Source organism: Allokutzneria albata (genome assembly GCF_900103775.1).
GTDB classification, from domain to species: domain Bacteria; phylum Actinomycetota; class Actinomycetes; order Mycobacteriales; family Pseudonocardiaceae; genus Allokutzneria; species Allokutzneria albata.
This window is the reverse complement of record NZ_LT629701.1, coordinates 8,183,866-8,206,582: the sequence shown is the minus strand read 5'-3', so window position 1 is coordinate 8,206,582 and position 22,717 is coordinate 8,183,866. Positions and strand designations below refer to the sequence as shown.

Sequence of the window (22,717 nt, the reverse complement as noted above, 5' to 3'; positions counted from 1 at the left end):
CCACCGCCTACCGATCGCCTACCCGGCCAGGAAAAGCCTTCATCAGGGGCAGCTCAAAAAGTGCTCAATAAAACAAGAGGGCCATTCGGGTCACCTCACACGAATGCATTCAATTCACTCAGCCCCCTGGCCGGGGCAACTCGGGGCACGATACCGTCGGCGGCGCCCAGTTCCAGGAAACGAATAGAGCAGAGGGATTCTCATGCGCGCCGACAACATTTCGGGTGGCTCCGAAAAGAAACTGCGTCGACGGTTGCTCATCGGCAGCGGAGTCGCCGTCGGACTGGTCGGCCTGGTGTCCGGCCCCTACGCGGCGGCCGCCCCGGTGTCCCCGGCGGTCCCTGTGGAGTCCTGCTCCGGCCGGGCAGGCACCGACGCGGTCTTCACCATGACCCCGAACAGCGGAAACGCCCAGTACCGCTACTTCTACCCGGGTTCGGCGGGCGGGCAGGAGCGGGCAGCGGCGGCCCCAGCGACCTTCCCGGGATCGACCCTGGTCCGCGACTCGAAGATCGTCCGCGGGGGCCTCGGGGCGGATGACGACTGCCCGAAGGAATGCCGCGACGAGAACGGCAAGTGCAAGAAGAACTGCGGCGGATCGTAATTTCGCTCGCGTTCCATTCGCGGTTCGGGTCCGGGCCGCCGGATCCGAACCGTTTCCGCCCCACACCAGAAGGTTCACCGTGTTCAGGAAAACCGCACCACAGCGCCCGAATTGGCAGGAGACCATCGCCCGGCAGGGACTCGTCTTCGGCGAACCCGCCGTCACGGCGAACGGGGAACTGCGCCCCTACTGGAACGAATCCGTTCATTACGTGTTCGAGATGGACGAGGTGCTGGCCCTGGAGGCCGACGTCGAGGAGCTGCACTCGATGTGCCTGGAGGCCGTCGACCTGGTGGTGAGCACCGAGCGCTACCGGGACTTCGCCATCCCGGAGTGGGTGTGGCCGGCGATCGCCGAGTCGTGGCGGCGGCGCGATCCGGACGTCTACGGCCGCTTCGACCTGCGCTACGACGGGTCCGGGCCGGCGAAGATGCTGGAGTACAACGCGGACACCCCGACCTCGCTGCTGGAGGCGGCGGTGATCCAGTGGTACTGGGTCACCGAGGTCTTCCCCGGTGACGACCAGTGGAACTCCCTCCACGAGAAGCTGGTCGAACGGTGGAGGCTGGTCGGCGACCGGCTCGGCTCCCCCGAGGTGCACTTCGCGTGGTCCAGGGCCAACCACTCCGGCGAGGACCACCTGACCATCTCCTACATGCAGGAGACCGCCGCGGAGGCCGGGCTGCGCACCAGCGGGCTGGCCGTGCAGGACATCGGCTGGGACCCGTCGAGCAACCGCTTCGTGGACCTCGCCGACGCGCCGATGTCCACGGTGGCGAAGCTCTACCCGTGGGAGTGGATCGTCGAGGAGCGCTTCGGCCGCCAGGTCGTCGAGAGCCTGCCCGGCACGCTGTGGATCGAGCCGCTGTGGAAGATGTTGTTGTCCAACAAGGCTTTGCTGGCGATCCTGTGGGAGATGTACCCCGGGCACAAGAACCTGCTGCCGTCGTTCCTCGGCGGGCCGGGGCCGCTGACCGAGTACGTGCGCAAGCCGCTGTTGGGCCGCGAGGGCGCCAACGTGGACATCGTCGCCGCCGGGTACGAAACCAGCACCGAGGGCCACTACGGCAAGGAAGGCCACGTCTACCAGGAGTTCGCCCCGCTCCCGGAGTTCGACTCCTACCGGCCGGTCCTGGGCGCCTGGACCGTCGGCGACGCCTCGGCCGGGCTCGGCATCCGAGAGACCTGCGGACTGGTGACGGACGACGGCGCGGCGTTCGTGCCGCACCGCGTCCGCGAGGGCTGAACCGCCTCAGCCGCGCTCACCGTTGACGCGCTTCCAGTCCCCGTAGCTGTTGAAGGTGCGGAGGACGACCGCCCGGAACTCCAGGGAGACACCTTCCGCCCACGTCCCCGTCCAGGTGCGGGTGGTGCCGTGACCGTTCTGGTTCTTCACGTACTTCGACTCGCTCTTGTTGTTGCTCCAGCTGTAGTGCAGTCGGTACTCCATGGCCGCGGTGTGGCCGTCCGCCTTGGTGTCGCGGATCTTGCAAGTGAACGTGCTGTCCTCCCAGCCACGGCCCTTCACGTCGCACGTCACGTCGCCGCCGACTGCGTCGGAGGTCAGGGGCGCGGCCAGTGCGCTCGGGGCGGCGAACAAGACCGTGCTCAGGGCGGCGGTGGCGATGAGGGCGATTCGGCCTGCACGCATCGGGGCGTCTCCTTCAGTAGGGGTTGCGCGCACAGAAGAACACGCCAATCCCCTCGATCAGGCAATCGGTTCGGTCTGCTCCGAAAGCATGTCCACCAAGCCTTTGAGACCGCCGTCGGCCAGCGCCGCCCGCTGCCGCGCCGCACCGGACCCGATCCGCGCGAGGCGCTGCAGTGTCGACTCCACGTACCCGAGGTCGCCGTACTGCTCCAGCACCGGGACCGTCCACTCGACCAGCCGCTCCACCAACGCCGACATCGGCGCGAGGCGGCCGGTGTGCACGTCGTAGCCCTGACCGGAGACGCCGTCGCGCGCCGCCCGCCACAACGCCGCGCGCAACGCGTGGTGCGACAGCGGCGGCACCGGGGCGGTGGAGTGCACCGCCCTGGTCACCAGGGCCCGGGCCAGCACGGCGAGCAGGGTCGCCTCCTCGGCGGTCGGCGCGACGTCGCAGACCCGCAGCTCCACGGTCGGCCACTCGTCGGAGAGCCGGACGTCCCAATAGATCATTCCGCGGTCCAGCGCGGCGCCGCTGGCCAGCAGCTCGCGCACGGCCTCCTCGTACGCGGCGTGCGAGGTGAAGCGCGGGGGCGGGCCCGCGCTCGGCCACTGGGACCAGGACAGGGAACGCCAGCTCTGGTAGCCGGTGTCGACGCCGTCGGAGCACGGCGAGTTCACGCTCAGCGCGAGCAGCACGGGCAGCCACGGCCGGAGGTGGTTGATCACCTGCACCCCGGTCTCGCGGTCCGGGACACCGACGTGGATGTGGCAGCCGCAGCACGGTGAGGACATCGCCAGCGCGCCCGCGTGCTCGGAGATCCTGCGGTAGCGCGGGTTGTTGGTGAGCTGCGGTGGCGCGGACTCGTGCAGCGGCGCGGTGCCGCTGGCGATCAGCCGCAGGCCCCGGCTCCTGGCCTGAGCGGCGAGCGTGCCGCGCAGCTCGCGCAGCTTCTCCAGCACCTCCGACGCCGTGGTGCAGACCGGTGTCGCCGACTCCACCTGGCACCGGGTCAGCTCGGTCTGGAGGTCGCCCTCGGTGTCCGGAGCGGCACGCAGCAGCGCCGGGCCCTGCCAGGACAGCTGCCTGGTCTTGGCGTCGACCAGCAGGAACTCCTCTTCGACACCCACCGTCAACGGTTCCACGTCTCGATCGTTCCCGTTGCGAGAACATCCCAATCCCGCCGCTGTGGACCTCACACCGCTCCGCCGGGGACGTGTCACGACCTAAGGTCATGTTCTCCCGTTGCCGCCGCGAGATGGAGCCCGGATGTACCCGACGGTCGAGGACGTCCTCGCCCTGCCAGAACTGCGTCGCGGACGGCCGGTCGTCGTGGCGGGCTCGGCCGGGCTGGACCACCGGGTGCGCTGGGTGCACGTGGCCGAGGTGGCCGACATCGCCGGGTTGCTGCACGGCGGGGAGCTGGTGCTGACCACCGGGATCGCGCTGCCCGCCGACGACGCGGGACTGGCCCGCTACATCGAGGAGCTGGCCCAGGTCGGGGTCGCCGGGCTGGTGGTGGAGCTGGTCCGGCGCTGGCCCGCCGAGCTGCCGCCCGCCCTGGTCGCCGCGGCGCAGCGGCACGGCCTCCCGCTGGTCGCGCTCGGCGAGGAGACCCGGTTCGTCTCGGTCACCGAGGCGATCGTCTCGGTGATCACCAGTGCCCAGGTGCGCGAGCTGCGCGCCACCGAGCAGGTGCACGAGATCTTCACCGCGCTCACCCTCTCCGGCGCGGGGCCCGCCGAGATCCTGCGCGAGGTGGCCCGGCTCTCCGGGCTGCCGGTGCTGCTGGAGTCGCTCGACCACCACCTGCTGGCCTACGACGCGGCGGGCGGCGATCCCGCGCAGCTGCTGGCGACCTGGGAGAACGGGCCCACCCCGCAGACCGGCTACGACGAGGCGGCCGGCTGGTTGATCACCATGGTCGGCGCGCGCGGGGACAACTGGGGCAGGCTCCTGCTGCGCTGCACCGAACCACCGTCGCACCAGCACAGCGTCGTCGCCGAGCGCGCCGCGTCGGCTCTCGCGCTGAACCGCTTGCTGGCCAAGGACGACGAGAGCCTGGAACGGCAGAGCCACCGAGCGCTGCTGATCGACCTGCTCACCCCGGGAAGCCCGATCGCGGACGCGGCGACCCGCGCGGCGGCGCTCGGCGTGCGGCTGGGCGATCGGCGGCTGGTCGGCGTCTCGGTCCGCCCGCGGACCACGATCTCGGCGACGCCGGCACCCGCGCTGGCCACCCAGGAGGTGCTGCGCGAGCTGTCGGAGGTGACCGCCTCCGCCGCGCGCCGGGCCGGAATCCCCGCTCTGGTGGGCGTTGTGGACGACACGAGCGTGCGGGCGCTGCTCACCTTGCCCATGGTCGGCGAGGTCGATCCGACGCTGCACCGCTTCGCCGAAAGTCTCCACAGGACGGTCGCGGCGACTCCGTGGGCGCTTCCGGTGGTGATCGCGCTCGGCACCACCGTGACCGCGGTTCCGGAGGCCGCGCGCAGCCTCGCCGAAGCCGCTCACGTGGCGGAGGCAGCGCTGCGCTCCGGTGGTGCGCGCGTCTTCCACCGGCTCGCGGACGTGCGGTTGCGCGGCCTCATGCACCTGATGCACGCGGACCAACGGGTGCGGGCGTTCGTGGAGCGCGAACTCTCCGCTCTGTTCGCGCACGACCGCTTCCACAACACGCGACTGGTCGACACACTGCGGGACTACTGCCAGCACGGCGGGAACAAGTCGGCCGCCGCCGGGGCCGCCCACCTGTCCAGAACCGCCTTCTACCAACAACTCGCGCGGATCGAGCAGATTCTGGGGATCTCGCTGGACGACGCCGAGTCCATGCTGTCGCTACACGTCGCCCTGCTCGCTCATGACGCGTCGCTGTGAGCTGGTGAGCGTGCGAACCTCCTTGCTGCACAACGCTCCCAGCGTCGCGAGCACGAGCAGCACGGCCCCGCCGACCAGGGTCGCGCGCATCCCGAAGTGCTCGGCCAGAGGTCCCGCCGCCATCTCCCCCACCGGGATCGCGACGTACGAGCCGAGCGCGTCGTAGGAGTACACCCGGGCGAGCTTGTCCGGCGGCACGTTCTGCTGCAGCGCGACGTCCCATCCGACCACGAACTGCTCGATCGCCATGCCCACGAGGAACATCGTCGGCACGAGGAAGAGCACCTTCGGCGCCTCGGCGAGCACCACCAGCGGGACCGCCTCGACCAGGGTGAGCGCGACGCCGGCGAACAGCGCGCGCCGGGGCTGCCACCGCGCGGCGACGATCCCGCCGACGAGCGCGCCCGCCATCTCCGCGGCGAGCACCACACCCCATGCCGCCCTGCCGAAGGTGGCGTCGGCGATCACCGGGCCGAGCACCGCGGTCGTCCCCACGATCACCGCGTTGACCACCATGAACTGCAGCACCACCGCCCACACCCAGGTGCGCGAGGTGAACTCCCGCCACCCCTCGCGCAGCTCCGCGAGCGGCCGGGAACGCTCCACAGTGGACACGACGGCCGTCGCGAAGCGCATCCTGCCGAAGAGCACCGAAGCGGCCAGGAACGTCGCCGCGTTGAAGGCGATGCCCCAGCCGGGCCCGACCGCCGCGACGAGCAACCCGCCCGCCGAGGTGCCGACGATCGTCGCCGTCGTGACGCCCATCCTGGCGAGCGCGTTCGCCGGGCGCAGCAGCTCGGCCGGAACCGTCTGCGGCACGAAGGAAGCGGTCGCGGGGATGGATGCGGCCGCCGCGGCCCCGTTGAGCACGCTCAGCCCGATCAGCAGCGGCACGGACGCGAACCCGCCGAGCACACTGGTCGCCACGAGTCCCTGGGTCAGCCCGGCGAGCGTCGTGGACCCCTGCAGCACCAACGCCCTCGGCAGCCGGTCGGCGAGCACGCCGCCGAAGAGCAGCAGGACGACGTTGGCGATCGAGCGCGCGCCGACCACGACGCCCAGGTCGATCATCGACCCGGTCAGGTCGAGCACCGCGAAGGCCAGGGCGATGGGCGCGACCGCGTTGCCGAGGTGGACGATCGTCCTGCCCGCCATGAGGAAGCGGAACGGCTTGTGCCGCAACGGCTTTCGCATTCCGGGCAGGCTCACTCGTCCTCCATCTGGAACAACGCGATGGTGGCGTTGACGTGCACGGTGCCCTCGGTGCGCGGCGGGCGGGCGGCCTCGTGCAGCCGCTCGGCCAGCTCCACCACCGCCTGCCGGACCCGGTTCCACACCTCCGGATCGACCCACAGCTCGGCGTCGGTGGTCGCTCCCGGGACGTCCAGGGCGCGCCTGCCCGCGCGGCGCCGCAGCTCCGCGCCCATCGTCGCGGCGAGCAGCACGTGGTCCTCGCGCCCGCGCGCCTTCACCCGGCCGCCGCTGTCGTGGTTGTGCCGGAACCGCTTGGCCCGGCCGCCGCGGATCTCGACCTCCTCGGCGACCTCCAGCAGACCGGCGTCGTGCAGCCTGCGCATGTGGTAGCTGACGTTGGCCTGGCTCTCGCCGAGTTCCCGCGCCGCCTCGGCCGCGCTCATCGCCGCCCCGGTGACCAGGGACAGGATGCGCAGCCGCAGCGGGTGGGCGAGCACCCGCAACCCCTCCAGCTCGGTTTCCATGCCCCGAGTCTGGCCTGCCCGGCGTCAACCGTCAAACAGTTCTTTGCCGGTTGACTCTCGGTGATCCAGCTCACTAGCATCGGTCACACTGTTAGGAAACTAACTTAACTATTTACTGGACAACCAGTCCAACCGCCGCCGCGCGCCATCCGGAAGTCCCCTCGGTGATCCCTGCACCGACTTCCGTTCCGGGAGGAGAAGTGATGGGTCGGCACACGCTTCGCACGCTCGTCTCCGCGACCGCGGTCTTCGCTGGCGCCCTGCTCGCGCCAAGCGCCTCGGCGGTCGAGACGTCAGTACCGTCTGAGGGCTCGTCCACGGCACCGATGCTTGCCCCCGCAAGCGGGGCTGCGGTCGCGAACGGCCAACTCCGGGTCTGCGGAACGAAACTCTGCAACTCCAGCGGCCAGCAGATCCAGCTGCGCGGCATGAGCACGCACGGCATCCAGTGGTACAGCCAGTGCGTCAAGCCCGCGTCGCTGGACGCCCTCGCCAACGACTGGGGCGCGGACGTCCTGCGGATCTCGATGTACATCCAGGAGGGCGGCTACGAGACCAACCCGCGCAAGTTCACCGACATGGTCCACAACTACATCGAGGAGGCCACCAAGCGCGGGATGTACGCGCTGGTCGACTGGCACATGCTGACGCCGGGCGACCCGAACTACAACCTCGCCCGCGCCAAGACGTTCTTCACCGAGATCGCCGAGCGGCACAAGAACAAGACGAACATCCTCTACGAGATCGCCAACGAGCCCAACGGCAACAGCGTCACCTGGTCCCGCATCAAGAGCTACGCGGAGCAGCTGATCCCGGTGATCCGCGCCAAGGACAGCGACGCGGTCGTGCTGGTCGGCACCCCCGCGTGGTCCTCGTTCGGCGTCTCCTACGGCAAGAACGAGTCCGAGGTGGCGAACAACCCGCTGACGCTGGGCAACCTCATGTACACCTTCCACTTCTACGCCGCGTCGCACGACGACGAGTACCTGAACACGCTGTCCAGGGCGGCCGACAAGCTGCCGGTCTTCGTGACGGAGTTCGGCACCCAGAACTCCGCGGGTGAGGGCGCCAACGACTTCGCGCGCTCGCAGCGCTACCTGGACCTGATGGCGCAGAAGAAGATCAGCTGGATCAACTGGAACTTCTCCGACGACCACCGCTCCGGCGCGGTGTTCAAGACGGGCACCTGCGCGGGCAACACCTTCGCCGGCACCGGGGTGCTCAAGGAGGCGGGCCGGTGGATCAGGGACCGCGTCCGCGGCTGATCGGCTGACGCTCTGCGGGTGGGCACCATCGGCGGGCGCGAATGGACAGAGTGTGTGGTCAACTGGGCAAAGCTGTGACACTCTGCCCCTCCCGCACGCCGCCTTCGCCCCCGACGATGTGTGCCCACCAGCAGAAACGAGGAGTGATCCATGGCGCTGCCCTCCTCTCCACCGAGCGATGAAAGCCAGACCGCGCAAGCCGACGGACGGGTGGAACTGACCGATCCGGCCTCCATCGAGCACAGCCCGTACTACAACGAGGAACTGGCTCCGGTACCGATCGCCAGGCGCACGTGGACCACCTACAACTTCGCCGCGCTGTGGATCGGCATGGCGCACAACATCCCCAGCTACCTGCTGGCCTCCGGGCTGATCGCGCTGGGCATGAGCTGGGTGCAGGCCTTCGTCACGATCACCCTCGGCAACCTGCTGGTGCTGATCCCGATGCTGCTCAACAGCCACGCGGGCACCAAGTACGGCGTGCCGTTCCCGGTGTTCGCCCGCGCCTTCTACGGGGTGCGCGGCGCGAACTTCGCCGGGTTGCTGCGCGCGTTCATCGCCTGCGGCTGGTTCGGCATCCAGACCTGGATCGGTGGTGAGGCGATCTACGCGCTGGCCGGGAAGCTGCTCGGCTCCTGGTGGCGCGACGCCGACCGGGTGCTCGGCCAGCCGTGGACGCTGTGGGCGGCGTTCCTGTTCTTCTGGGCGGTCCAGATGGTGATCATCTGGCGGGGCATGGAGACCTTGCGGCGCTTCGAGAACTGGGCGGCGCCGTTCGTGATCGTGGCCGCCGTCGCGCTGCTGGTGTGGGTGCTGGTCGAGGCGGGCGGGGTCGGCCCGATCCTGGAGCAGCCGTCCAAGCTGGGCTGGGGCGTCGAGTTCTGGAGCGTGTTCGCGCCCTCGCTGATGGGCATGATCGCCTTCTGGTCCACCCTGTCGCTGAACATGCCGGACTTCACCCGTTTCGGCGGCAGCCAGCGGCAGCAGGCGCTCGGCCAGGTGCTCGGCCTGCCCACCACGATGTCCTTCTTCGCGCTGCTGTCGATCTTCATCACCTCGGGCACCGCGGTGATCTACGGCGAGGCGATCTGGGACCCGATCAAGCTCACCGAGAAGTTCGACAACCCGCTCGTGGTGGCGCTGAGCCTGTTCACGGTCATGGTGGCGACGCTGTCGGTGAACGTGGCGGCCAACGTGGTCAGCCCCTCCTACGACTTCTCCAACGCCGCGCCCCGGCTGATCAGCTTCCGGGTCGGCGGGCTGATCACCGGCGTGCTCGGCATCGCCATCCAGCCGTGGCACCTGGTCGCCGACCCGAACATCTACATCTACGTGTGGCTGGGCTTCTACGGCGGGCTGCTCGGCTCGATCGCGGGCGTGCTCGCCGCCGGGTACTGGCTGCTGGACAAGAAGGAGCTGCACCTGCCCGACCTCTACCGGCGGGGCGGGCGGTACTGGTTCACCGGCGGCTGGAACCTCAACGCGGTGGTGGCCACGGTCGTCGGCAGCGTGGCGGCCGTCGGCGGCGCGTACTCCGAGCCCGGCAAGGGGCCCTTCCCCGAGGACGGGCTGATCCCATTGCTGAAGCCGCTCTACGACTACAGCTGGGCGGTCGGGCTGGTGGTGGCGCTGGTGGTCTACGTGCTGCTCAGCCTGCCGCAGCGGCGCCGGGAGGCTGCTCGCGTGGTGGGCTGAGCCGCTGGCCGCGGTGGATGTGCCTGCGGCGCAACAGCATCCCCGCGCCGATCAGCACCGCTCCGAAGAGCAGCAGGGAGAACGACATCGCCAGGACGGCGGTGACGATGGCGACCGCGGCGAGCGCGAACACCGTCACCGCCCACAAGCACACGTCCCCCGCCGGACGTCGAGGACGGCCCTCGCCGAGCGCTCGCGCGAAGCGCGGGTCCTCCTGGGCGAGGTGGCGTTCGATCTCCCGGAAGCGGGCCTGGTCGTCCTGGCTCAGCATGGCGTCTCCCGTGGCTGCGCGAGGCTTGGCGCTCCCCGGGTGCCCGGCGCCGCGGCCGGTCAAACTCGGCTCAGCGGGACTTCCAGAACCAGTCCGAGGCGCGGGCCAGGCGGAAGGCTTCCTTGCGCTGCGCGGGATCGAGCCGATCGAGGTAGAGCAGCCCGTCGAGGTGGTCCGTCTCGTGCTGCAGGCACCGGGCCAGCTCGCCGCGGCCGCTCACCACGACGGGCTCGTTGTTCACGTCCACGCCGCGCACGGTGGCGAACGCGGCCCTGCGGGTGGGGAAGTTCATCCCCGGCACGGACAGGCAGCCCTCCACGCCGTCCTGGATCTTCTCCGACAGCTCGACGATCTCCGGGTTGATCACGTAGCCGTGCTGCCCCTCGACGAGGTAGCTGAACGCGCGCTGCCCGACCCCGATCTGCGGCGCGGCGAGCCCGGCGCGGCCCGGCAGGGTGACCGTCTCCATCAGGTCGTCCACAAGGGACTTCAGCTTGGCGTCGAACACCGTCACCGGCTCCGACGGTGACTTCAACACCGGGTCACCGAAATAGCGCAGCGGCCGGATCGCCATCTTCCCTCCCCCTTCGAAGACTCCCGGGGAGCTTAACCACCGGGGTCAGGCGACCGTGCGGCTGACCGGGATGTTGCCCCTGGTGGCGTTGGAGTACGGGCACACCTGGTCTGCTGCCTCGACGAGCCGTTCGGCGACCGCGCGGTCCAGGCCAGGCACCCTCACGACGAGGTGCGCGCTGAGCCCGTAGCCCACGCCCTCGGTCAGCGGCCCGATGCCCACCTCGGCGGCGACGGTGGAGCCGGTGACGTCCAGCTTCTCCTTGCGCGCCACCAACTTCAGCGCGCTGTGGAAGCAGGCGGCGAACCCGGCGGCGAACAACTGCTCGGGGTTGGTGCCGTTGCCGGAACCACCCAGCTCGGCGGGCGGGGCGAGCGCCACGTCGAGGCGGCCGTCCCCGCTGACCGACTTGCCCTCGCGCCCGCCGTCCACGGTGGCGCGCGCGGTGTAGAGAACCTTGCTGATGCTCATGGAAACCTCCTGGATGCCGTGGTCGGTGACGGCTGGGTCAGCGGCTGGGGTCGAGGAGCAGCTTGCCGACGGTGCGGCGAGCGCGGATGTCGTTGTGCGCCTTGGCGACCTCGGACAGCGGGTAGTCGCCGCCGACGACCGCGGTGAGCTGTCCCTTCCCGGCGAGCGCGAACAGCTCGACCAGCGGGCCGGCGATCATGCCGGGAGCGCCGAAGCAGTCGGCCAGCCAGAAACCGACGACGGACTTGGAGCCCCGCATCAGCGCGGCCGGGACGACCGGCGTCGCGGCCTCCCGCGAGGCCGACCCGTAAGTGACGAGCCTGCCGAAACGACCAAGCGCGGCAAGGGAAGCGTCGAAGGTGGGGCCGCCGACCATCTCCAGCACGATGTCGACGCGCTTGCCGCCGTTGGCCTCGATGAGCCGCTCCTTCAGGCCCTCGGGAGCGCCGTCCACCGCGACGTCCGCACCGAGCTCGACGGCCTTGGCGCGCTTGGCCTCCGTCGACGCGGTGGCGATGACGCGGCCCGCGCCCCACTGCTTGGCCAACTGCACCGCGAGGGAGCCGACGCCCCCGGCCGCGGCGTGCACGACGACGGTCTCCCCTTCGGCCATCCGCGCGGAGGTCCGCAGCAGGTGCCAGGCGGTCGTCCCCTGGAGCACCAGCGCCAGCGCGGCGCCGTCGCTGACGCCTTCGGGCACGTCGAACGCGCTGTGCTCGGCCGCGACGGCCTTCTCCGCGTAGCCGCCACCGTTGAGCAGCGCGACGACGCGGCGCCCGTCCTCGGTGCGGCCGACGACCTCACCACCCGGGACCAGCGGCAGCGACGCCGGGGCCAGGTAGGAGTTCTCGACCTGGTGGGTGTCGGCGTAGTTGACGCCCGCCCGGTCCACCGCGATCAGCAGCTGACCGGGCCCGGCGACGGGGTCCGGCAGGTCGGTCGGGGTCAGCACCTCGGGGCCACCGAACTCGGTGATCTGCACTGCGCGCATGGACGTTGCCTCTCGCTGTTCTATACGGCGTACAGTACACCGTACAGTAGCGTCGGCGACCGGGAGAAGTGATGTCCGACAAGCGCACGAGGGCCCCGCGCAACACCCTCAACCCGGACCTGATCGTCACCACCGCGCTGCGGCTGATGACGGCCGACGGCGTCGAGGCGTTCAGCCTGCGCGCACTCGCCAAGGAACTGGGCGTCGGCCCGATGGCGCTCTACACGTACTTCCGCAACAAGGACGAACTGGTCGACGCCGTCCGCGACCACCTGCTCGGGGCGCGACAGCTCTCCACCGCGCAAGGCCCGTGGCAGCACCAGATCCGCTCGATCGCGACCGGACTGCGGGAGCTGCTGCTGGAGCACCCGTGCCTGCTGCGCATCCTGGCCGGTCGCCCGCTCAAGGGCCCGGAAACCGCCGCGGCGACGGAAACGGTCGTGCGCGCGCTGCGAGAAGCGGGCTTCAGCAAGGAGGACGCCGCGCGGGCGCACACGACGCTGTTCACCTTCGTGCTCGGCGCCGCGCTGTGGGAGTCCCAGATGAACGCGGAGAAGCAGGACCGCGAAGGACGGCGGCGGCTGCGCGCGACCATGGCCTCACTGTCCGAAGTGGACTACCCGACCGTCGTGGACCTCGCGGGCGAGCTGGCCGCGACCAGCGGCGGGGACGCCCAGTTCGAGTTCGGCCTGAACGCCCTCATCGGCGGCCTGGAGCCCCTGCTCGACCGGTAGCCCGTGCTCCGCGCCGAGCGGGGCGTGAGCCGCGCCGCGCTCGAACGGGGCGACCACTGCCCCCAGCCTCGACCTGGCCTTTCGCATCTGCGCGGTGTTCGGCCTCCCGGTCGAGGCGGTCTTCGGCCGCGAACCGTTCACCCAGCTCTACCGAGAGTGGCCATGTCGACCGCTCACGTCCAGCACGATCTCCGCGCTGATCGTTCTCGGCGTGTCCCCGCCGGTGCTGGTGCCGGGCTGGACGCTGCCCGACGACGACCCCGCGAACTTCGCTACGGCTCCTCCGCGATCCGCTTGATCGCCGCGAGCCTGCGGTCCCACTCCGCCGCCACGTGGTCCATCCACCGCGCGGTCGCACCCAGGGCCTCCGGGCGCACGGCGTAGCGCACCTCTCGACCGTGCCGCCGCCCCTCCACCAGGGCCGCCTTCTCCAGCACCCCCAGGTGCTTGACCACGGCCTGCCTGGTCACGGGGAGCTCGGCGGCGAGCACGGTCGCCGAGCACTCCCCCCGCGCCGCGATGAGGTCCAGCACCCGCCTGCGCATCGGATCGGCGAGCGCCGCGAGAACCTCGTCGACCGTCATGCCGCCTCCGCTGAGAAGACCACGTCGCCGGAAGTCACGCTTCCACGTACTCCTTCAACTCGCCGAGCTCGGCCCGCCAGCCACCGACGTTGTCCGCGTGCTTGGCGGCCCGCACCTCGGGCTCGTAGGCGAGCGCGTCGAATCCGGTCTCCACCAAGCGAAGCCGAGTCCCCGCGCCCTCCGCCGCCAGGCTGTACTCGACCCGCGTGGAGTTCCCGTCGGTCACCTCCGCCCCGTCCTCGCTGCTCCAGCGGTAGACCAGCCGCGAGGTCGGCTCGACCTCGTCGATCACGGCGTTGAACCGGCCGTGGGCGGACCAGCCGAAGACCATCCGGCCACCGGGCCGCAGGTCGATCTCGGCGAAGTCCCCCAGCCACTTCATGATCTGGTCCGGCTCGGTGATCGCGGCCCACACCCGGGCGACCGGCGCGTTGATCACAAGCTCCCGCTCGATGCGGTCAGTGCTGCTCATGGTGCACGTCCTCTCGTTTGGCGCAACCCAAGAGTTGCACATCCTCCCGCGATGTGCAACCGATGAGTTGCACAAGTAGTGCGGCGGCGATGATCAGGTAGGCGTTGCCGACCAGGTGCTGCCACCACAGGAAGTGCCCGTGCGGCGACATCAGCCGGTGCGGCTCGGCGAAGAACACCGCCACCACCGCCAGCCACACCCGGTTCCGCGCGAGCACCAGCCCGATCAGCGCGGGCACCACCCACACCCAGTGCGTCGTCCACGACACCGGCGACGCGAGCAGCCCCGCCACCGCGACCACGGTCAGCGCCAGCAGGTCCTCGCCCCGTCGCCGCAGCCGGGCCGCGACGAACCACGACACCGCGACGACCACCACGACACCCACGGCCCACAACGCGACGACGGTCGATTCCGGCAGGCCGCTCCGCGCGAGCAGCCCGCGCAGTGACTGGTTGTCCCGCGACCACGACGCGCCGATCCGGTCGGTCTTGGCGAGAACACCGAACCAATAGGCCAGGGAATCTTTGGGCGCCAAGAGAAATCCCAGTGCGGTGGCACCGAGGAAGCCCAGGACCACGTTGCCTGCCGGCCGCCACTGCCGCGCCACCACGAAGTACAGACCGAACGCCGCCGGAGTCAGCTTGATCGCCGCCACCAGGCCGATCAGCAGCCCGCGCGGCCACGGCGTCCTCGGCAGCAGGCAGTCCGCGACGACGGCGACCATCAGCAGCACGTTGATCTGGCCGAGCCACAACGTCGAGCGCACCGGCTCGACCAGCACGCACAGCAGCGTGAAACCCAATCCCAGCAACCAGTTCCTGCCGAGGTGGCGCACGACGAGCACGCAGGTCCCGGCCAGCGCGAGCACGGTCAGCAACGTCAGCACCATCACCGCGCCGGTCATCGGCAGCAGCGCGAGCGGGGCGAAGAGCACCGCGGCGATCGGCGGGTAGGTGAAGGGCAACCCCGTGTCGCTGGGCAGGTAGGGGAATCCGTCGCCGTACAGCGGCAGTCCGTTGAGCCAGGCGTGCCCGCCCGCTCGGTACACCTGGAGGTCGATCAGCGTCGATCCCCAGGTGAACAGCGCTGTTAGCACGACCGCCGCCGCGAGGGCAAGGAGATTGTTCCGAGTGCGCACCACGCGTGCCTTCATACAGCGGCCCGGAGCTAGCGTTGTCGTCGACCGCTCTTTTCCGAAGACCCGCTTGCGGGGTCGAGCATCGTGTCCGGGAGATCCAGCCATGCATGTCCTACTCGCGACCGCCGGTTCTCGTGGGGATGTCGCCCCCTACACAGGGCTCGGCGTGCGCTTGGCAGCTGAAGGGCACAAGGTCACCATCGTCACGCACGGCGCCTTCGAGGAGTACGTGCGCGCGTGCGGGCTCGGCTTCCGCGGTCTGCCCGGAGATCCGCGCGAGACCATGCAGTCGGCTCACGGCCAGCGGTGGTCGCAGTCCAAGTCCTCCGCAGTCGGCCTGTTCAGGCAGATGAAGGTGCTGAAAAGCGAGATGGTCAACGGCGCCCTGGCCCTCGCGGAGGTCGCCGCGGAGGAGGGGCCGGACGTCCTGCTGGCGGCTCCGCTGGTCGCCTCGGTCGGCTACGTGACCGCCAAGGGCCTGGGCATCCCCAGCGCCGGGGTGTTCCTCGCGCCCGGCTACCCCACCCGCGAGTTCGCGCCCGTGCTGAGCAAGGGCGGCTCGTTCGGTCCGGTCGGCAACCTGCTCGCGGGGCGGGCGATGACCCGCGTGCTGGCCATGACCATGGGCTCGGCCACCGCCGCCGTCCGCGAGCGCTTCGGACTGCCGAAGATCGCCATCGGCGATGCGCTGCGCAGGCAGGACGCCGAGAAGTGGCCCGCCTTCCACGGCTACAGCAGGCACGTGATCCCGCGCCCGGCCGACTGGCGCGAGGGCCTTGAGGTCACCGGCTACTGGTGGCCGCACGTCGCGCCCGGCTACGAACCGCCCGCGGAGCTGGTGGAGTTCCTCGACGCGGGTCCGCCGCCGGTGTTCATCGGCTTCGGCAGCATGGTCCCCGGTGACGGCGAACGGCTCGGCCGTCTCGCCGCGACCGCGCTGCGGCAGGCCGGGGTGCGCGGCGTGATCCAGGCGGGCTGGGCGGACCTGAGTTCGGTGGCGGACGAGAACGTGATCTCCATCGGCGATGTGCCGCACGAGTGGCTGTTCCCCCAGATGGCCGCGGTCGTGCACCACGCGGGCGCGGGCACCTCCGCGGCGGCGATGCGGGCGGGCGTGCCCGCGGTCCCCGTTCCGGTGCTGGCCGACCAGCCGTTCTGGTCGGTCAGGCTGGCCGAGCTCGGTGTCGCCACCCCCGCGGTCCCGATGCAGTCGATCACCGCGGACCGGCTCGGTGCCGCGATCCACGCGGCGGTGACCGAGCCGGGCTACCGCGAACGCACGACCGCGCTGGCGAAGCTGATCAACGCCGAGGACGGGCCCGCACCGGTGGTGGAGTACCTGAACCGGTTGTAGCACCCGGTATGGCCGCGGTATCCGCTCGGTATTTAGCGAGCCTTCAGCGCGCAACGGCATCCTGGTCACAGGGCAGGGGGGTGCCAGATGGAATTCCGGGTCCTGGGAGATTTGGAGGTCAGGGGCGAGCGGGGCCGCATCCCGGTCAACGGGAAGCGGCAACGCGCGCTCCTGGCCGTCCTGCTGTTGCGCGCCGGGCAGGTCGTCGGGGTGGACGAGCTGGTCGCCTCGGCGTGGCCGGACCGCCCGGCCGCCGCCGCGCGCAAGCAGGTCAAGATCGCGGTTTCCGGGCTGCGCAAGGTTTTCGCCGGTTCCGGCGGTGATCCCGGGGTGATCGTCACCCGCTCCCCCGGCTACCTGGTGGAGCTGGACGGCCACCGCTTGGATCTGCGCTGGTTCGAGGCGCTGGTCCGCACGGGCCGGGCCGCGGCGCGCCGGGAGGACAAGGCGCGGTACCTGGGCGAGGCGCTGGAGGAGTTCCGTGGCCCGGTGCTCCCCGGCATCGGCGTGGACACCGAGGCCCTTGAACAACGGCGCGCGGAGGTCACCGAGGAGTATGCCGAGCTGGAGCTGGAACTGGGCCGCGGCGGCGACCTGGTTCCCGCGCTGACCCGGCTGGTCGAGCGGTATCCGTTGCGCGAACGGCTGCACGGCCTGCTCATGACGGCCCTGCACCGTTCGGGGCGGCAGACCGAAGCGCTGCGCGCGCTCGACGCGGCCCGCGCCGCACTGACCGAGCCCGGCGCGTACCTGCTCCAGGTCGAGCAGCAGATCACCGCCGCGCCACTGGAGATCCGGCCCGCCCAGCTGCCTGCCGACATCGGAGACCTGACCGGCCGGATCGCCGAGGCCGACCAGCTGTGCGCCACCCTGACGGGGCCGTCCTCCGGTTACGCCCCACCGCTCGCGGTGATCACCGGGGCTGTCGGGACCGGGAAGTCCGCGCTCGGCGTGCGCGTCGGCCACCGGCTGCGCACCGCTTTCCCCGACGGACAGCTCTACGTGGACCTGCGCGATCCCGTGTCCACAATGGACGCTTTGGCCGGGTTCCTGCGCGCGCTCGGCTCGCCGGTCCCCGAGGGTCCCGCCGAACGCACCGCGCTCTACCGCAGCGTCCTCGCGCAGCGCCGCGTGCTTGTGGTGTTGGACAACGTCGCCGACGAGGAGCAGGTGGCGCCGTTACTGCCGGGCGCGGGCGACTGCGCCGTGCTGGTCACCTCGCGTAGGCGGCTGACCGGGCTGGCGGGCGCGCACCGCGTGGAGCTGACCGGTTTGAGCTCGCAGGAGTCGCTCGCCCTGCTCAGCACCCTCGCGGGCGAGCACCGGGTGGCCGCCGAACAGCTCGCGGCACGGCGCATCGCGTTCCTGTGCGAGGGTTTGCCGCTCGCGCTCCGCATCGTGGGCGCCAAGCTCGCCGACCATCCACAGTGGACGCTGCAGCGGCTGTCCGACCGGCTCGCTGACGACGCGTGCCGGCTGACGGAGCTGCGCCACGGCGGACTGGACCTGCGTGCGACGCTGGCGAGCAGCGTGCACGCCCTGGGCCCGCACGCGGGCCGGCTGTTCCGGCGGCTGGGACTGCTGGGGTTCTCCGAGATCACTCCGGCGGTAGCTGGGGCGCTCGCCGGAGTGAGCTCGGAGAAGGCGGCTCGGCTACTGGAAAGCCTCGCCGCGTCCCGGGTGCTGCTCGCCGGTGGTGAGGACCGGTACCGGATGCCGGATCTGTTCCGGCTCCTCGCCAGGGAGCACTGCGCACCCGAGGGGGAGGGCAGGCCGGCCCAAGTCGGGCTGGGGGTCCTGACTTGAGCCGACCGCCCCGCAGGCCGGTGACCAGGGCGCACAGATCACCGGCGGGAATGAAGTTCTGCTGATTTCGATTCTGCCGGGGTGCTACCCGGAATCGATCGAGGGCAAAGCTAGCAGACGCCCGATCACACCATTATCCGAGTGTGACCTGCATCACCGCTGCCTTAACGCACATTTAGGGTCGCACCCGGGAAAGTGAAGTCAAGCTGACAATCCTTCAGAATTCGGCCAGACCTGAACCAGGAAAAGATCCTGGTCCTGGGCCTGTCCCGACGTAAAATCTTCCTCAAGCAAACGAAGGGCACGCAGATTAAGCGCGTGCCTCCACGGAATTACTTACCGGTCAGGGCACGCCAGGGCACGTGCACGACCACGCGTTCCCGCAGCTGCTCGTTCATCAACCACAACTCACCGGTCGCGGGCCAGTAGGACAGGTTCTGGTTGTTGACAGGAGCCTCGGTCAACTGGGAAATGCTTTGCCCGGCCACTCCGCCGTGCAGGCAGCTGGGCAGGTCGACGGGTTTGCCCGCGTGCTGGGCGCACGCGCCGGAGACGATCACGTAGCCGTTGTGCGCGACGGCGCCCTGCATACCCCACACCGGCGAGCGGAATGCCTCGACGGCGCGGACCGATCCATTCGGCTCAGTTCGAAGCAATCCCGTTCCGGGATCGAGCGGCCACCGCACCACTCGCCCGTTCCCGCCTTTGGCGACGTGCTCCGAAACGATCATGGAGTTCGTCCCCCGGTCCAGCGAGAGACTGGAGGAGCAGGGCTTGCCCCCGTTGATGGCGGCGCAGCCGCCGCCCTCGTACCAGTAGGCCCCGATCTGCGGGAGCGCCCATGCGTGGTACCGCGCCGAGAACCGCCCGTTGGCATTGCGCCCCACGTGCGCGGGCGCGGTGTCCATCGCCCAGAAGTGCCGCAGGTCGAACACACGCAGCACGCTCCCCTGCGCCAGGTAGAGGTAGTTCCCGTACCACGACAGACCGTCCCCGTGACTGGAGATCGCCCGGAAGTCCCCGGCCGCGTGCGGTTCCACCAGCAGCACGTGCCGGTACGCCAACGTCTTCTCGTCGAGGAAGGAGACCCTGGTGAAGGTGTCCCCCTGAGTGTGCCAGCTGGCCGCGATGATCCGCTTCCCCCCGACGGTCCCGTCGGCCTGCGCGTCGCCCGATCCCGTCAGCCCCTGCGGAATCCACGCGTTGGCGTCGTCGTCTTCCCCGTCCTGCCAGCAGAAGCCTTTGGGCGAGAGTCCCGACTCGAGATGCGTCCCGCGGCACAGCGCCCGCCCCTTGCGATTCGCGCTGGCGAGAACATCGTTGAGCCCCTTGGGTTTCAGCTGGGCGTTGCGCTCCAGCGCGTCCATGTTGGACTTGTACACCGCGAACGTCTGCCCTTGGACGTAGACGAACCGGCTCGCGTCGACGCGCGGAAACGGCACCGCCGCGCCCGCCGGAGCCGCAAGTCCGGCCAGGCCCAGAACGACGGCGAGGAACAGCCCGACCACACGCATGACGGCCTCCATCGTGGGTGATCGACGAGATGTTGCCCCTTCGCGTGATTCTCCCACCGCCGATGAGCCTGGTCATCCGCCATTCAGCAGGCGAGCCGCTGATCCAGCCGGATGTTGCGCCGCGCTGTGCGCTCCGGGTCCACCCACCCGGGTGGGATGAACACCGGCAACCCGCCCTCGAAGCGGATTTCCCAGTCTCCGTGGTGCGGTAGGTGATGGTGGTGCGAGCAGAGCAGGACCATGTTGTCCAGGCTGGTCGGCCCGCCGTTGCTCCAGTGCACAACATGATGGGCTTTGGGCTTGCCCGGCGTCGACAACGCGCCCCGACTCCGCCCCGACCTGAGTCGCGAAGTAGCGGAAGCAGGCCGTGACGTCGTCGATGTCGTACTCGCTCTCCACCAGGCGCTTGCCGGTGTCCAGCGACTCCGCGCGGGCGAACTCCGCCTTGTCGCGCTGGAGCAGGTCGGCGACCGCCAGCAGCAGTGCTGCGCGCTCGGGCGCGGGCGTGCGCGGCCAGGGCCAGGTGTCGAAAGCCTTTCTGGCGGCGGCGATCGCGGCCTCGGTGTCCTCGCGGGTCGCTTCGTCCACAGTAGACACGACGGCGTCGTCGGCAGGACACCGGATCTCGCGCCGCCCTCCGGCGCGGGCCGACTCCCACCTGCCGCCGATGTACAGCTCAGGAATCGGAGGTCCCTTCTGCCGAGTGATCCACCCCTAGCCCACCCGCCGGACCTCCGCCCCGGCCGAAGGAAGGCGACTATCCGTTGTCAGCCGTCCGTTCGACCACCCACTTGTGGAACTCCCCGATGTGGTGCTCGCTGGGCACCAGCACACCGCCGCAGCGGTAGGCGCGCGAGCCCATCGCGGGCTGGCAGCGCTCGCACGCGTCGAAGTCCTGCTGGTTCACCCGGTGGAACAGCTCGACCGAGCGCGAGACGTCGCGGCCCTCGCGCACGACCTCCGGCGAGTACAGCCAGTCGCACTCCACCACCGTGCGATCGGCCGCGAGCGGGAACATCCGGTGGATGATGACGTGGTCGGGCACCATGTTGACGAACACCTGCGGCTTGATGGTGATCGCGTAGTACCTCCGGTTCTGGTCGTCGCCGATCCCGGGCAGGCGCCCGAATCCCTCGCTCCCGTCGACGGTGAAGCCCTTGGCCTCCGCGGCGAACTCCGCACCGTGGCCGACGTAGTACTGCGCGGCGTACCCGTCGGCGAACTCCGGCAGCACCTCGGTCAGCTCGGGGTGGATCGTCGCGCAGTGGTAGCACTCCATGAAGTTCTCGACGATCAGCTTCCAGTTCGCCTTGACGTCGTAGGTGATCCGCCGCCCGAGCGAGAGTTCGGCGACCTGGTAGCGGTCGAGCGACTCCGCGTCGCCGAGCCGGTCGACGACCTCGCGCAGCACGGTGTCCTCGAACGACGGCGGTTCCTCGGCCAGGCACACCCACACGTAGCCGAGCCATTCCCGCAGGTGCACGCCGACCAGCCCGTAGGCCGTGCGGTCGATGTCGGGCATCTTGGTCAGGTTCGGCGCCGCGATCAGCTTGCCGTCCAGGTCGTAGGTCCACGCGTGGTACGGGCATTGGAACGCGCGACGCACCTCGCCGGTCTCCTCGACGCAGAGCTTCGCTCCGCGGTGCCTGCAGATGTTGAGGAACGCGCGCGGAGCGCCCGAGCGGCCGCGGGTGACGATGACGCTCTCGCATCCGATGTGGACAGTCCGGAAGGCGCCCGGCTTGGCCAGTTCGTCGGATCTGACCGCGCAGAACCACATCTGCTCGAAGATGCGTTCCTGCTCGCGGCGGAAGGTGTCGGGGTCGGTGTAGTCGCGGCCGGGCAGGGTGGGGATCAGCGAAGAGGTCATGTGAAGCTCCTGCTCGGGTCGAACAGTGCGATCGGGTGCTCGGTGCGGCCGGTGAGGGCGAGGTCGGCCAGGATCTCGCCGACCACGGGCACGAACTTGAAGCCGTGCCCGGAGAACCCGCAGGCGACGGTGACCCGCTCGTGCGCGGGGTGGCGGGCGATCACGAAGTGCTCGTCGGGCGTGGTGGTGTACATGCACGTGGCGGCGCGGAGGAACCGGCCCGGCAGGGAGGGGATGCACGCGGCCATGTGTCCGGCCATCGCGTCGATCTCCTCCTGGTACACCGTGCGGTCGATCGTCTCCGGGGTGCACGGGACACCTTTGCGGAAGAACGCGACCTTCGCGCCACCGGCCGGACCGTCATGCGCCGGGAAGCCGTAGACCTGCACTCCGGCCGCGTCTTCCCAGATGTAGATGGGGTGGTGGCCGAGGTCGAACGGCTCAACTCCGCCGGCGGGCTCGAACCAGTACTGGATCTGGCGTTCGATGGCGAACGGGACGCCGAGGTCGGCCAGCAGCTCCGGCGCCCACGCCCCGGGGCAGATCACCAGCTCCCCCGCCTCGTAGGACCCCTTCGCGGTGATCACCCGAACACCGTCCGAAGTGGACTCGAAGCGCAGCACCGGCTCCTCGAAACGGAGGTCGGCCTGCGCTGAGGCGAGCTGGATGTGCGCCGTGACCGTCTCTTCAGGACGGACGAAGCCCGCTCGCCGCTCGTACAGCGCGACCTCATCCGGTTTCGGCGCGAGCGTCGGGAACCGCTCGCGGATCTCCCCAGCGTCCAGCATCTCGTGCGGGAGATCCCACTCCCGAGCCGAACGCAGGCTTCCCGCGACGGTCTTGCTCGACGGCGGGCCGACCATCACACCGCCGGTCATCGACAGGATCTCGCGCCCGGTGTCGCGTTCGAGCTTCTCCCACAGCTCGTACGCGCGCAGCAGCAGCGGCACGTACGCCGGGTCCTCGAAGTAGGACTGCCGGATGATCCGCGATCCGCCGTGACTGGAGCCCTTGTCGTGCGCCGGGCCGAACCTCTCCAGGCCGAGCACCCGCGCTCCCCTGCTCGCCAGCTGGTGCGCGGCGGCGCTGCCCATTCCGCCCAACCCGGCAACAATGACGTCGTACATCGT

At 70.1% G+C, this 22,717-nt stretch carries 23 protein-coding genes and 2 pseudogenes; 9 read left to right on the top strand and 16 right to left on the bottom strand.

All coding sequences use genetic code 11. The features are described from left to right. Positions 1–202: 202 nt before the first annotated feature. Positions 203–604, top strand: a complete 402-nt coding sequence (locus BLT28_RS37700) for a hypothetical protein (protein ID WP_030428387.1) — start codon at positions 203–205, stop codon at positions 602–604. Positions 605–683: 79 nt separating this feature from the next. Then, on the top strand, positions 684–1,850 hold the full coding sequence (locus BLT28_RS37695) for a glutathionylspermidine synthase family protein (RefSeq protein ID WP_030428388.1): 1,167 nt from the start codon (positions 684–686) through the stop codon (positions 1,848–1,850). Positions 1,851–1,856: 6 nt separating this feature from the next. Here BLT28_RS37695 and BLT28_RS37690 read toward each other — a convergent pair whose 3' ends face one another. Both BLT28_RS37690 and BLT28_RS37685 read right to left on the bottom strand, forming a co-directional pair. Continuing rightward, the gene (locus BLT28_RS37690; protein ID WP_030428389.1) at positions 1,857–2,255 is read right to left on the bottom strand and encodes a hypothetical protein; all 399 of its coding nucleotides are present in this window, start codon (positions 2,253–2,255) and stop codon (positions 1,857–1,859) included. A gap of 57 nt (positions 2,256–2,312) precedes the next feature. Then, positions 2,313–3,398: a carboxylate-amine ligase gene (locus BLT28_RS37685; protein WP_030428390.1), complete on the bottom strand. Its 1,086-nt coding sequence runs from the start codon at positions 3,396–3,398 to the stop codon at positions 2,313–2,315. Between the two features lie 124 nt (positions 3,399–3,522). On the opposite strand from BLT28_RS37685, the gene BLT28_RS37680 reads away from it, so the two are divergent. Beyond that, entirely contained in the window at positions 3,523–5,130 is a 1,608-nt protein-coding gene (locus BLT28_RS37680) for a PucR family transcriptional regulator (protein WP_030428391.1), read from the top strand. Here the strand turns inward: BLT28_RS37680 and BLT28_RS37675 are convergent. Together BLT28_RS37675 and BLT28_RS37670 are read right to left on the bottom strand one after the other, a co-directional pair. Then, positions 5,092–6,324, bottom strand: a complete 1,233-nt coding sequence (locus tag BLT28_RS37675; protein WP_030428392.1) for an MFS transporter — start codon at positions 6,322–6,324, stop codon at positions 5,092–5,094. The two genes, BLT28_RS37680 and BLT28_RS37675, sit on opposite strands and share 39 nt — an antisense overlap. Positions 6,325–6,335: 11 nt before the next feature. After that, on the bottom strand, positions 6,336–6,848 hold the full coding sequence (locus BLT28_RS37670) for a winged helix-turn-helix domain-containing protein (RefSeq protein ID WP_030428393.1): 513 nt from the start codon (positions 6,846–6,848) through the stop codon (positions 6,336–6,338). Positions 6,849–7,051: 203 nt separating this feature from the next. Between BLT28_RS37670 and BLT28_RS37665 the strand changes: the two genes are divergently transcribed. Both BLT28_RS37665 and BLT28_RS37660 read left to right on the top strand, forming a co-directional pair. After that, positions 7,052–8,113: a glycoside hydrolase family 5 protein gene (locus BLT28_RS37665; RefSeq protein WP_030428394.1), complete on the top strand. Its 1,062-nt coding sequence runs from the start codon at positions 7,052–7,054 to the stop codon at positions 8,111–8,113. A gap of 150 nt (positions 8,114–8,263) precedes the next feature. Continuing rightward, positions 8,264–9,808: an NCS1 family nucleobase:cation symporter-1 gene (locus BLT28_RS37660; protein ID WP_030428395.1), complete on the top strand. Its 1,545-nt coding sequence runs from the start codon at positions 8,264–8,266 to the stop codon at positions 9,806–9,808. Here the strand turns inward: BLT28_RS37660 and BLT28_RS37655 are convergent. The 4 genes from BLT28_RS37655 to BLT28_RS37640 all read right to left on the bottom strand — a co-directional run bounded on the left by BLT28_RS37655 (position 9,762) and on the right by BLT28_RS37640 (position 12,115). Next, the gene (locus BLT28_RS37655) at positions 9,762–10,079 is read right to left on the bottom strand and encodes a DUF3040 domain-containing protein (RefSeq protein ID WP_030428396.1); all 318 of its coding nucleotides are present in this window, start codon (positions 10,077–10,079) and stop codon (positions 9,762–9,764) included. The genes BLT28_RS37660 and BLT28_RS37655 overlap by 47 nt on opposite strands. 70 nt (positions 10,080–10,149) lie before the next feature. Continuing rightward, on the bottom strand, positions 10,150–10,653 hold the full coding sequence (gene def / locus BLT28_RS37650) for a peptide deformylase (RefSeq protein ID WP_030428397.1): 504 nt from the start codon (positions 10,651–10,653) through the stop codon (positions 10,150–10,152). Positions 10,654–10,698: 45 nt separating this feature from the next. After that, entirely contained in the window at positions 10,699–11,118 is a 420-nt protein-coding gene (locus BLT28_RS37645; protein WP_322788476.1) for an organic hydroperoxide resistance protein, read from the bottom strand. A 43-nt stretch (positions 11,119–11,161) separates the two neighbouring features. Continuing rightward, positions 11,162–12,115 (bottom strand): quinone oxidoreductase family protein, encoded by a 954-nt coding sequence (locus BLT28_RS37640; protein WP_030428399.1) that lies wholly within the window; start codon positions 12,113–12,115, stop codon positions 11,162–11,164. Positions 12,116–12,186: 71 nt separating this feature from the next. On the opposite strand from BLT28_RS37640, the gene BLT28_RS37635 reads away from it, so the two are divergent. Together BLT28_RS37635 and BLT28_RS42325 are read left to right on the top strand one after the other, a co-directional pair. Then, positions 12,187–12,849, top strand: a complete 663-nt coding sequence (locus BLT28_RS37635; RefSeq protein WP_030428400.1) for a TetR/AcrR family transcriptional regulator C-terminal domain-containing protein — start codon at positions 12,187–12,189, stop codon at positions 12,847–12,849. A 3-nt stretch (positions 12,850–12,852) separates the two neighbouring features. Then, positions 12,853–13,006, top strand: a pseudogene (locus BLT28_RS42325) (helix-turn-helix transcriptional regulator); the annotation flags it as partial. Positions 13,007–13,121: 115 nt separating this feature from the next. Here the strand turns inward: BLT28_RS42325 and BLT28_RS37630 are convergent. Genes BLT28_RS37630 through BLT28_RS37620 form a run of 3 tightly spaced genes read right to left on the bottom strand, consistent with a single transcriptional unit; the run spans position 13,122 to position 15,046 of the window. Then, a complete protein-coding gene (locus BLT28_RS37630) occupies positions 13,122–13,433 on the bottom strand; it encodes an ArsR/SmtB family transcription factor (protein WP_030428402.1) in 312 nt (103 codons plus the stop codon). A gap of 34 nt (positions 13,434–13,467) precedes the next feature. Further along, positions 13,468–13,905 carry an SRPBCC family protein gene (locus tag BLT28_RS37625; RefSeq protein WP_030428403.1) on the bottom strand — a complete coding sequence of 146 codons (438 nt, stop codon included), beginning with the start codon at positions 13,903–13,905 and terminating at the stop codon, positions 13,468–13,470. Continuing rightward, a complete protein-coding gene (locus BLT28_RS37620; protein ID WP_162184814.1) occupies positions 13,892–15,046 on the bottom strand; it encodes a glycosyltransferase 87 family protein in 1,155 nt (384 codons plus the stop codon). Before BLT28_RS37620 ends, BLT28_RS37625 begins: the two co-directional genes overlap by 14 nt. Positions 15,047–15,146: 100 nt before the next feature. On the opposite strand from BLT28_RS37620, the gene BLT28_RS37615 reads away from it, so the two are divergent. Together BLT28_RS37615 and BLT28_RS37610 are read left to right on the top strand one after the other, a co-directional pair. Beyond that, positions 15,147–16,397 (top strand): glycosyltransferase, encoded by a 1,251-nt coding sequence (locus BLT28_RS37615; protein WP_030428405.1) that lies wholly within the window; start codon positions 15,147–15,149, stop codon positions 16,395–16,397. An 87-nt stretch (positions 16,398–16,484) separates the two neighbouring features. Further along, the gene (locus BLT28_RS37610; protein WP_081900149.1) at positions 16,485–18,203 is read left to right on the top strand and encodes an AfsR/SARP family transcriptional regulator; all 1,719 of its coding nucleotides are present in this window, start codon (positions 16,485–16,487) and stop codon (positions 18,201–18,203) included. 332 nt (positions 18,204–18,535) lie between these two features. Here the strand turns inward: BLT28_RS37610 and BLT28_RS37605 are convergent, their stop codons facing one another. The 5 genes and pseudogenes from BLT28_RS37605 to solA form a co-directional block, all read right to left on the bottom strand. Continuing rightward, the gene (locus BLT28_RS37605; protein ID WP_030428407.1) at positions 18,536–19,717 is read right to left on the bottom strand and encodes a hypothetical protein; all 1,182 of its coding nucleotides are present in this window, start codon (positions 19,715–19,717) and stop codon (positions 18,536–18,538) included. An 83-nt stretch (positions 19,718–19,800) separates the two neighbouring features. Next, complete coding sequence (locus BLT28_RS42320; protein WP_030428408.1) at positions 19,801–19,998, bottom strand: HNH endonuclease; 198 nt, start codon at positions 19,996–19,998, stop codon at positions 19,801–19,803. A 10-nt stretch (positions 19,999–20,008) separates the two neighbouring features. Continuing rightward, positions 20,009–20,401 (bottom strand): annotated as a pseudogene (locus BLT28_RS42315) (aldehyde dehydrogenase family protein); the annotation flags it as partial. Positions 20,402–20,474: 73 nt separating this feature from the next. Continuing rightward, entirely contained in the window at positions 20,475–21,587 is a 1,113-nt protein-coding gene (locus BLT28_RS37595) for an aromatic ring-hydroxylating oxygenase subunit alpha (protein ID WP_030428409.1), read from the bottom strand. Then, positions 21,584–22,714 (bottom strand): N-methyl-L-tryptophan oxidase, encoded by a 1,131-nt coding sequence (gene solA, locus BLT28_RS37590; protein ID WP_030428410.1) that lies wholly within the window; start codon positions 22,712–22,714, stop codon positions 21,584–21,586. The genes BLT28_RS37595 and solA overlap by 4 nt, the downstream gene beginning before the upstream one ends. Positions 22,715–22,717: the final 3 nt, after the last annotated feature.

What these genes read in the sequence shown, in the direction of transcription:
- BLT28_RS37700 (WP_030428387.1), top strand. Translation starts at nt 203, where the DNA reads ATGCGCGCCGACAACATTTCGGGTGGCTCCGAAAAGAAACTGCGTCGA.
- BLT28_RS37690 (WP_030428389.1), bottom strand. Translation starts at nt 2,255, where the DNA reads ATGCGTGCAGGCCGAATCGCCCTCATCGCCACCGCCGCCCTGAGCACG.
- BLT28_RS37680 (WP_030428391.1), top strand. Translation starts at nt 3,523, where the DNA reads ATGTACCCGACGGTCGAGGACGTCCTCGCCCTGCCAGAACTGCGTCGC.
- BLT28_RS37675 (WP_030428392.1), bottom strand. Translation starts at nt 6,324, where the DNA reads ATGCGAAAGCCGTTGCGGCACAAGCCGTTCCGCTTCCTCATGGCGGGC.
- BLT28_RS37670 (WP_030428393.1), bottom strand. Translation starts at nt 6,848, where the DNA reads ATGGAAACCGAGCTGGAGGGGTTGCGGGTGCTCGCCCACCCGCTGCGG.
- BLT28_RS37665 (WP_030428394.1), top strand. Translation starts at nt 7,052, where the DNA reads ATGGGTCGGCACACGCTTCGCACGCTCGTCTCCGCGACCGCGGTCTTC.
- BLT28_RS37660 (WP_030428395.1), top strand. Translation starts at nt 8,264, where the DNA reads ATGGCGCTGCCCTCCTCTCCACCGAGCGATGAAAGCCAGACCGCGCAA.
- BLT28_RS37655 (WP_030428396.1), bottom strand. Translation starts at nt 10,079, where the DNA reads ATGCTGAGCCAGGACGACCAGGCCCGCTTCCGGGAGATCGAACGCCAC.
- def (WP_030428397.1), bottom strand. Translation starts at nt 10,653, where the DNA reads ATGGCGATCCGGCCGCTGCGCTATTTCGGTGACCCGGTGTTGAAGTCA.
- BLT28_RS37640 (WP_030428399.1), bottom strand. Translation starts at nt 12,115, where the DNA reads ATGCGCGCAGTGCAGATCACCGAGTTCGGTGGCCCCGAGGTGCTGACC.
- BLT28_RS37635 (WP_030428400.1), top strand. Translation starts at nt 12,187, where the DNA reads ATGTCCGACAAGCGCACGAGGGCCCCGCGCAACACCCTCAACCCGGAC.
- BLT28_RS37630 (WP_030428402.1), bottom strand. Translation starts at nt 13,433, where the DNA reads ATGACGGTCGACGAGGTTCTCGCGGCGCTCGCCGATCCGATGCGCAGG.
- BLT28_RS37625 (WP_030428403.1), bottom strand. Translation starts at nt 13,905, where the DNA reads ATGAGCAGCACTGACCGCATCGAGCGGGAGCTTGTGATCAACGCGCCG.
- BLT28_RS37615 (WP_030428405.1), top strand. Translation starts at nt 15,147, where the DNA reads ATGCATGTCCTACTCGCGACCGCCGGTTCTCGTGGGGATGTCGCCCCC.
- BLT28_RS37610 (WP_081900149.1), top strand. Translation starts at nt 16,485, where the DNA reads ATGGAATTCCGGGTCCTGGGAGATTTGGAGGTCAGGGGCGAGCGGGGC.
- BLT28_RS37605 (WP_030428407.1), bottom strand. Translation starts at nt 19,717, where the DNA reads ATGCGTGTGGTCGGGCTGTTCCTCGCCGTCGTTCTGGGCCTGGCCGGA.
- BLT28_RS37595 (WP_030428409.1), bottom strand. Translation starts at nt 21,587, where the DNA reads ATGACCTCTTCGCTGATCCCCACCCTGCCCGGCCGCGACTACACCGAC.
- solA (WP_030428410.1), bottom strand. Translation starts at nt 22,714, where the DNA reads ATGTACGACGTCATTGTTGCCGGGTTGGGCGGAATGGGCAGCGCCGCC.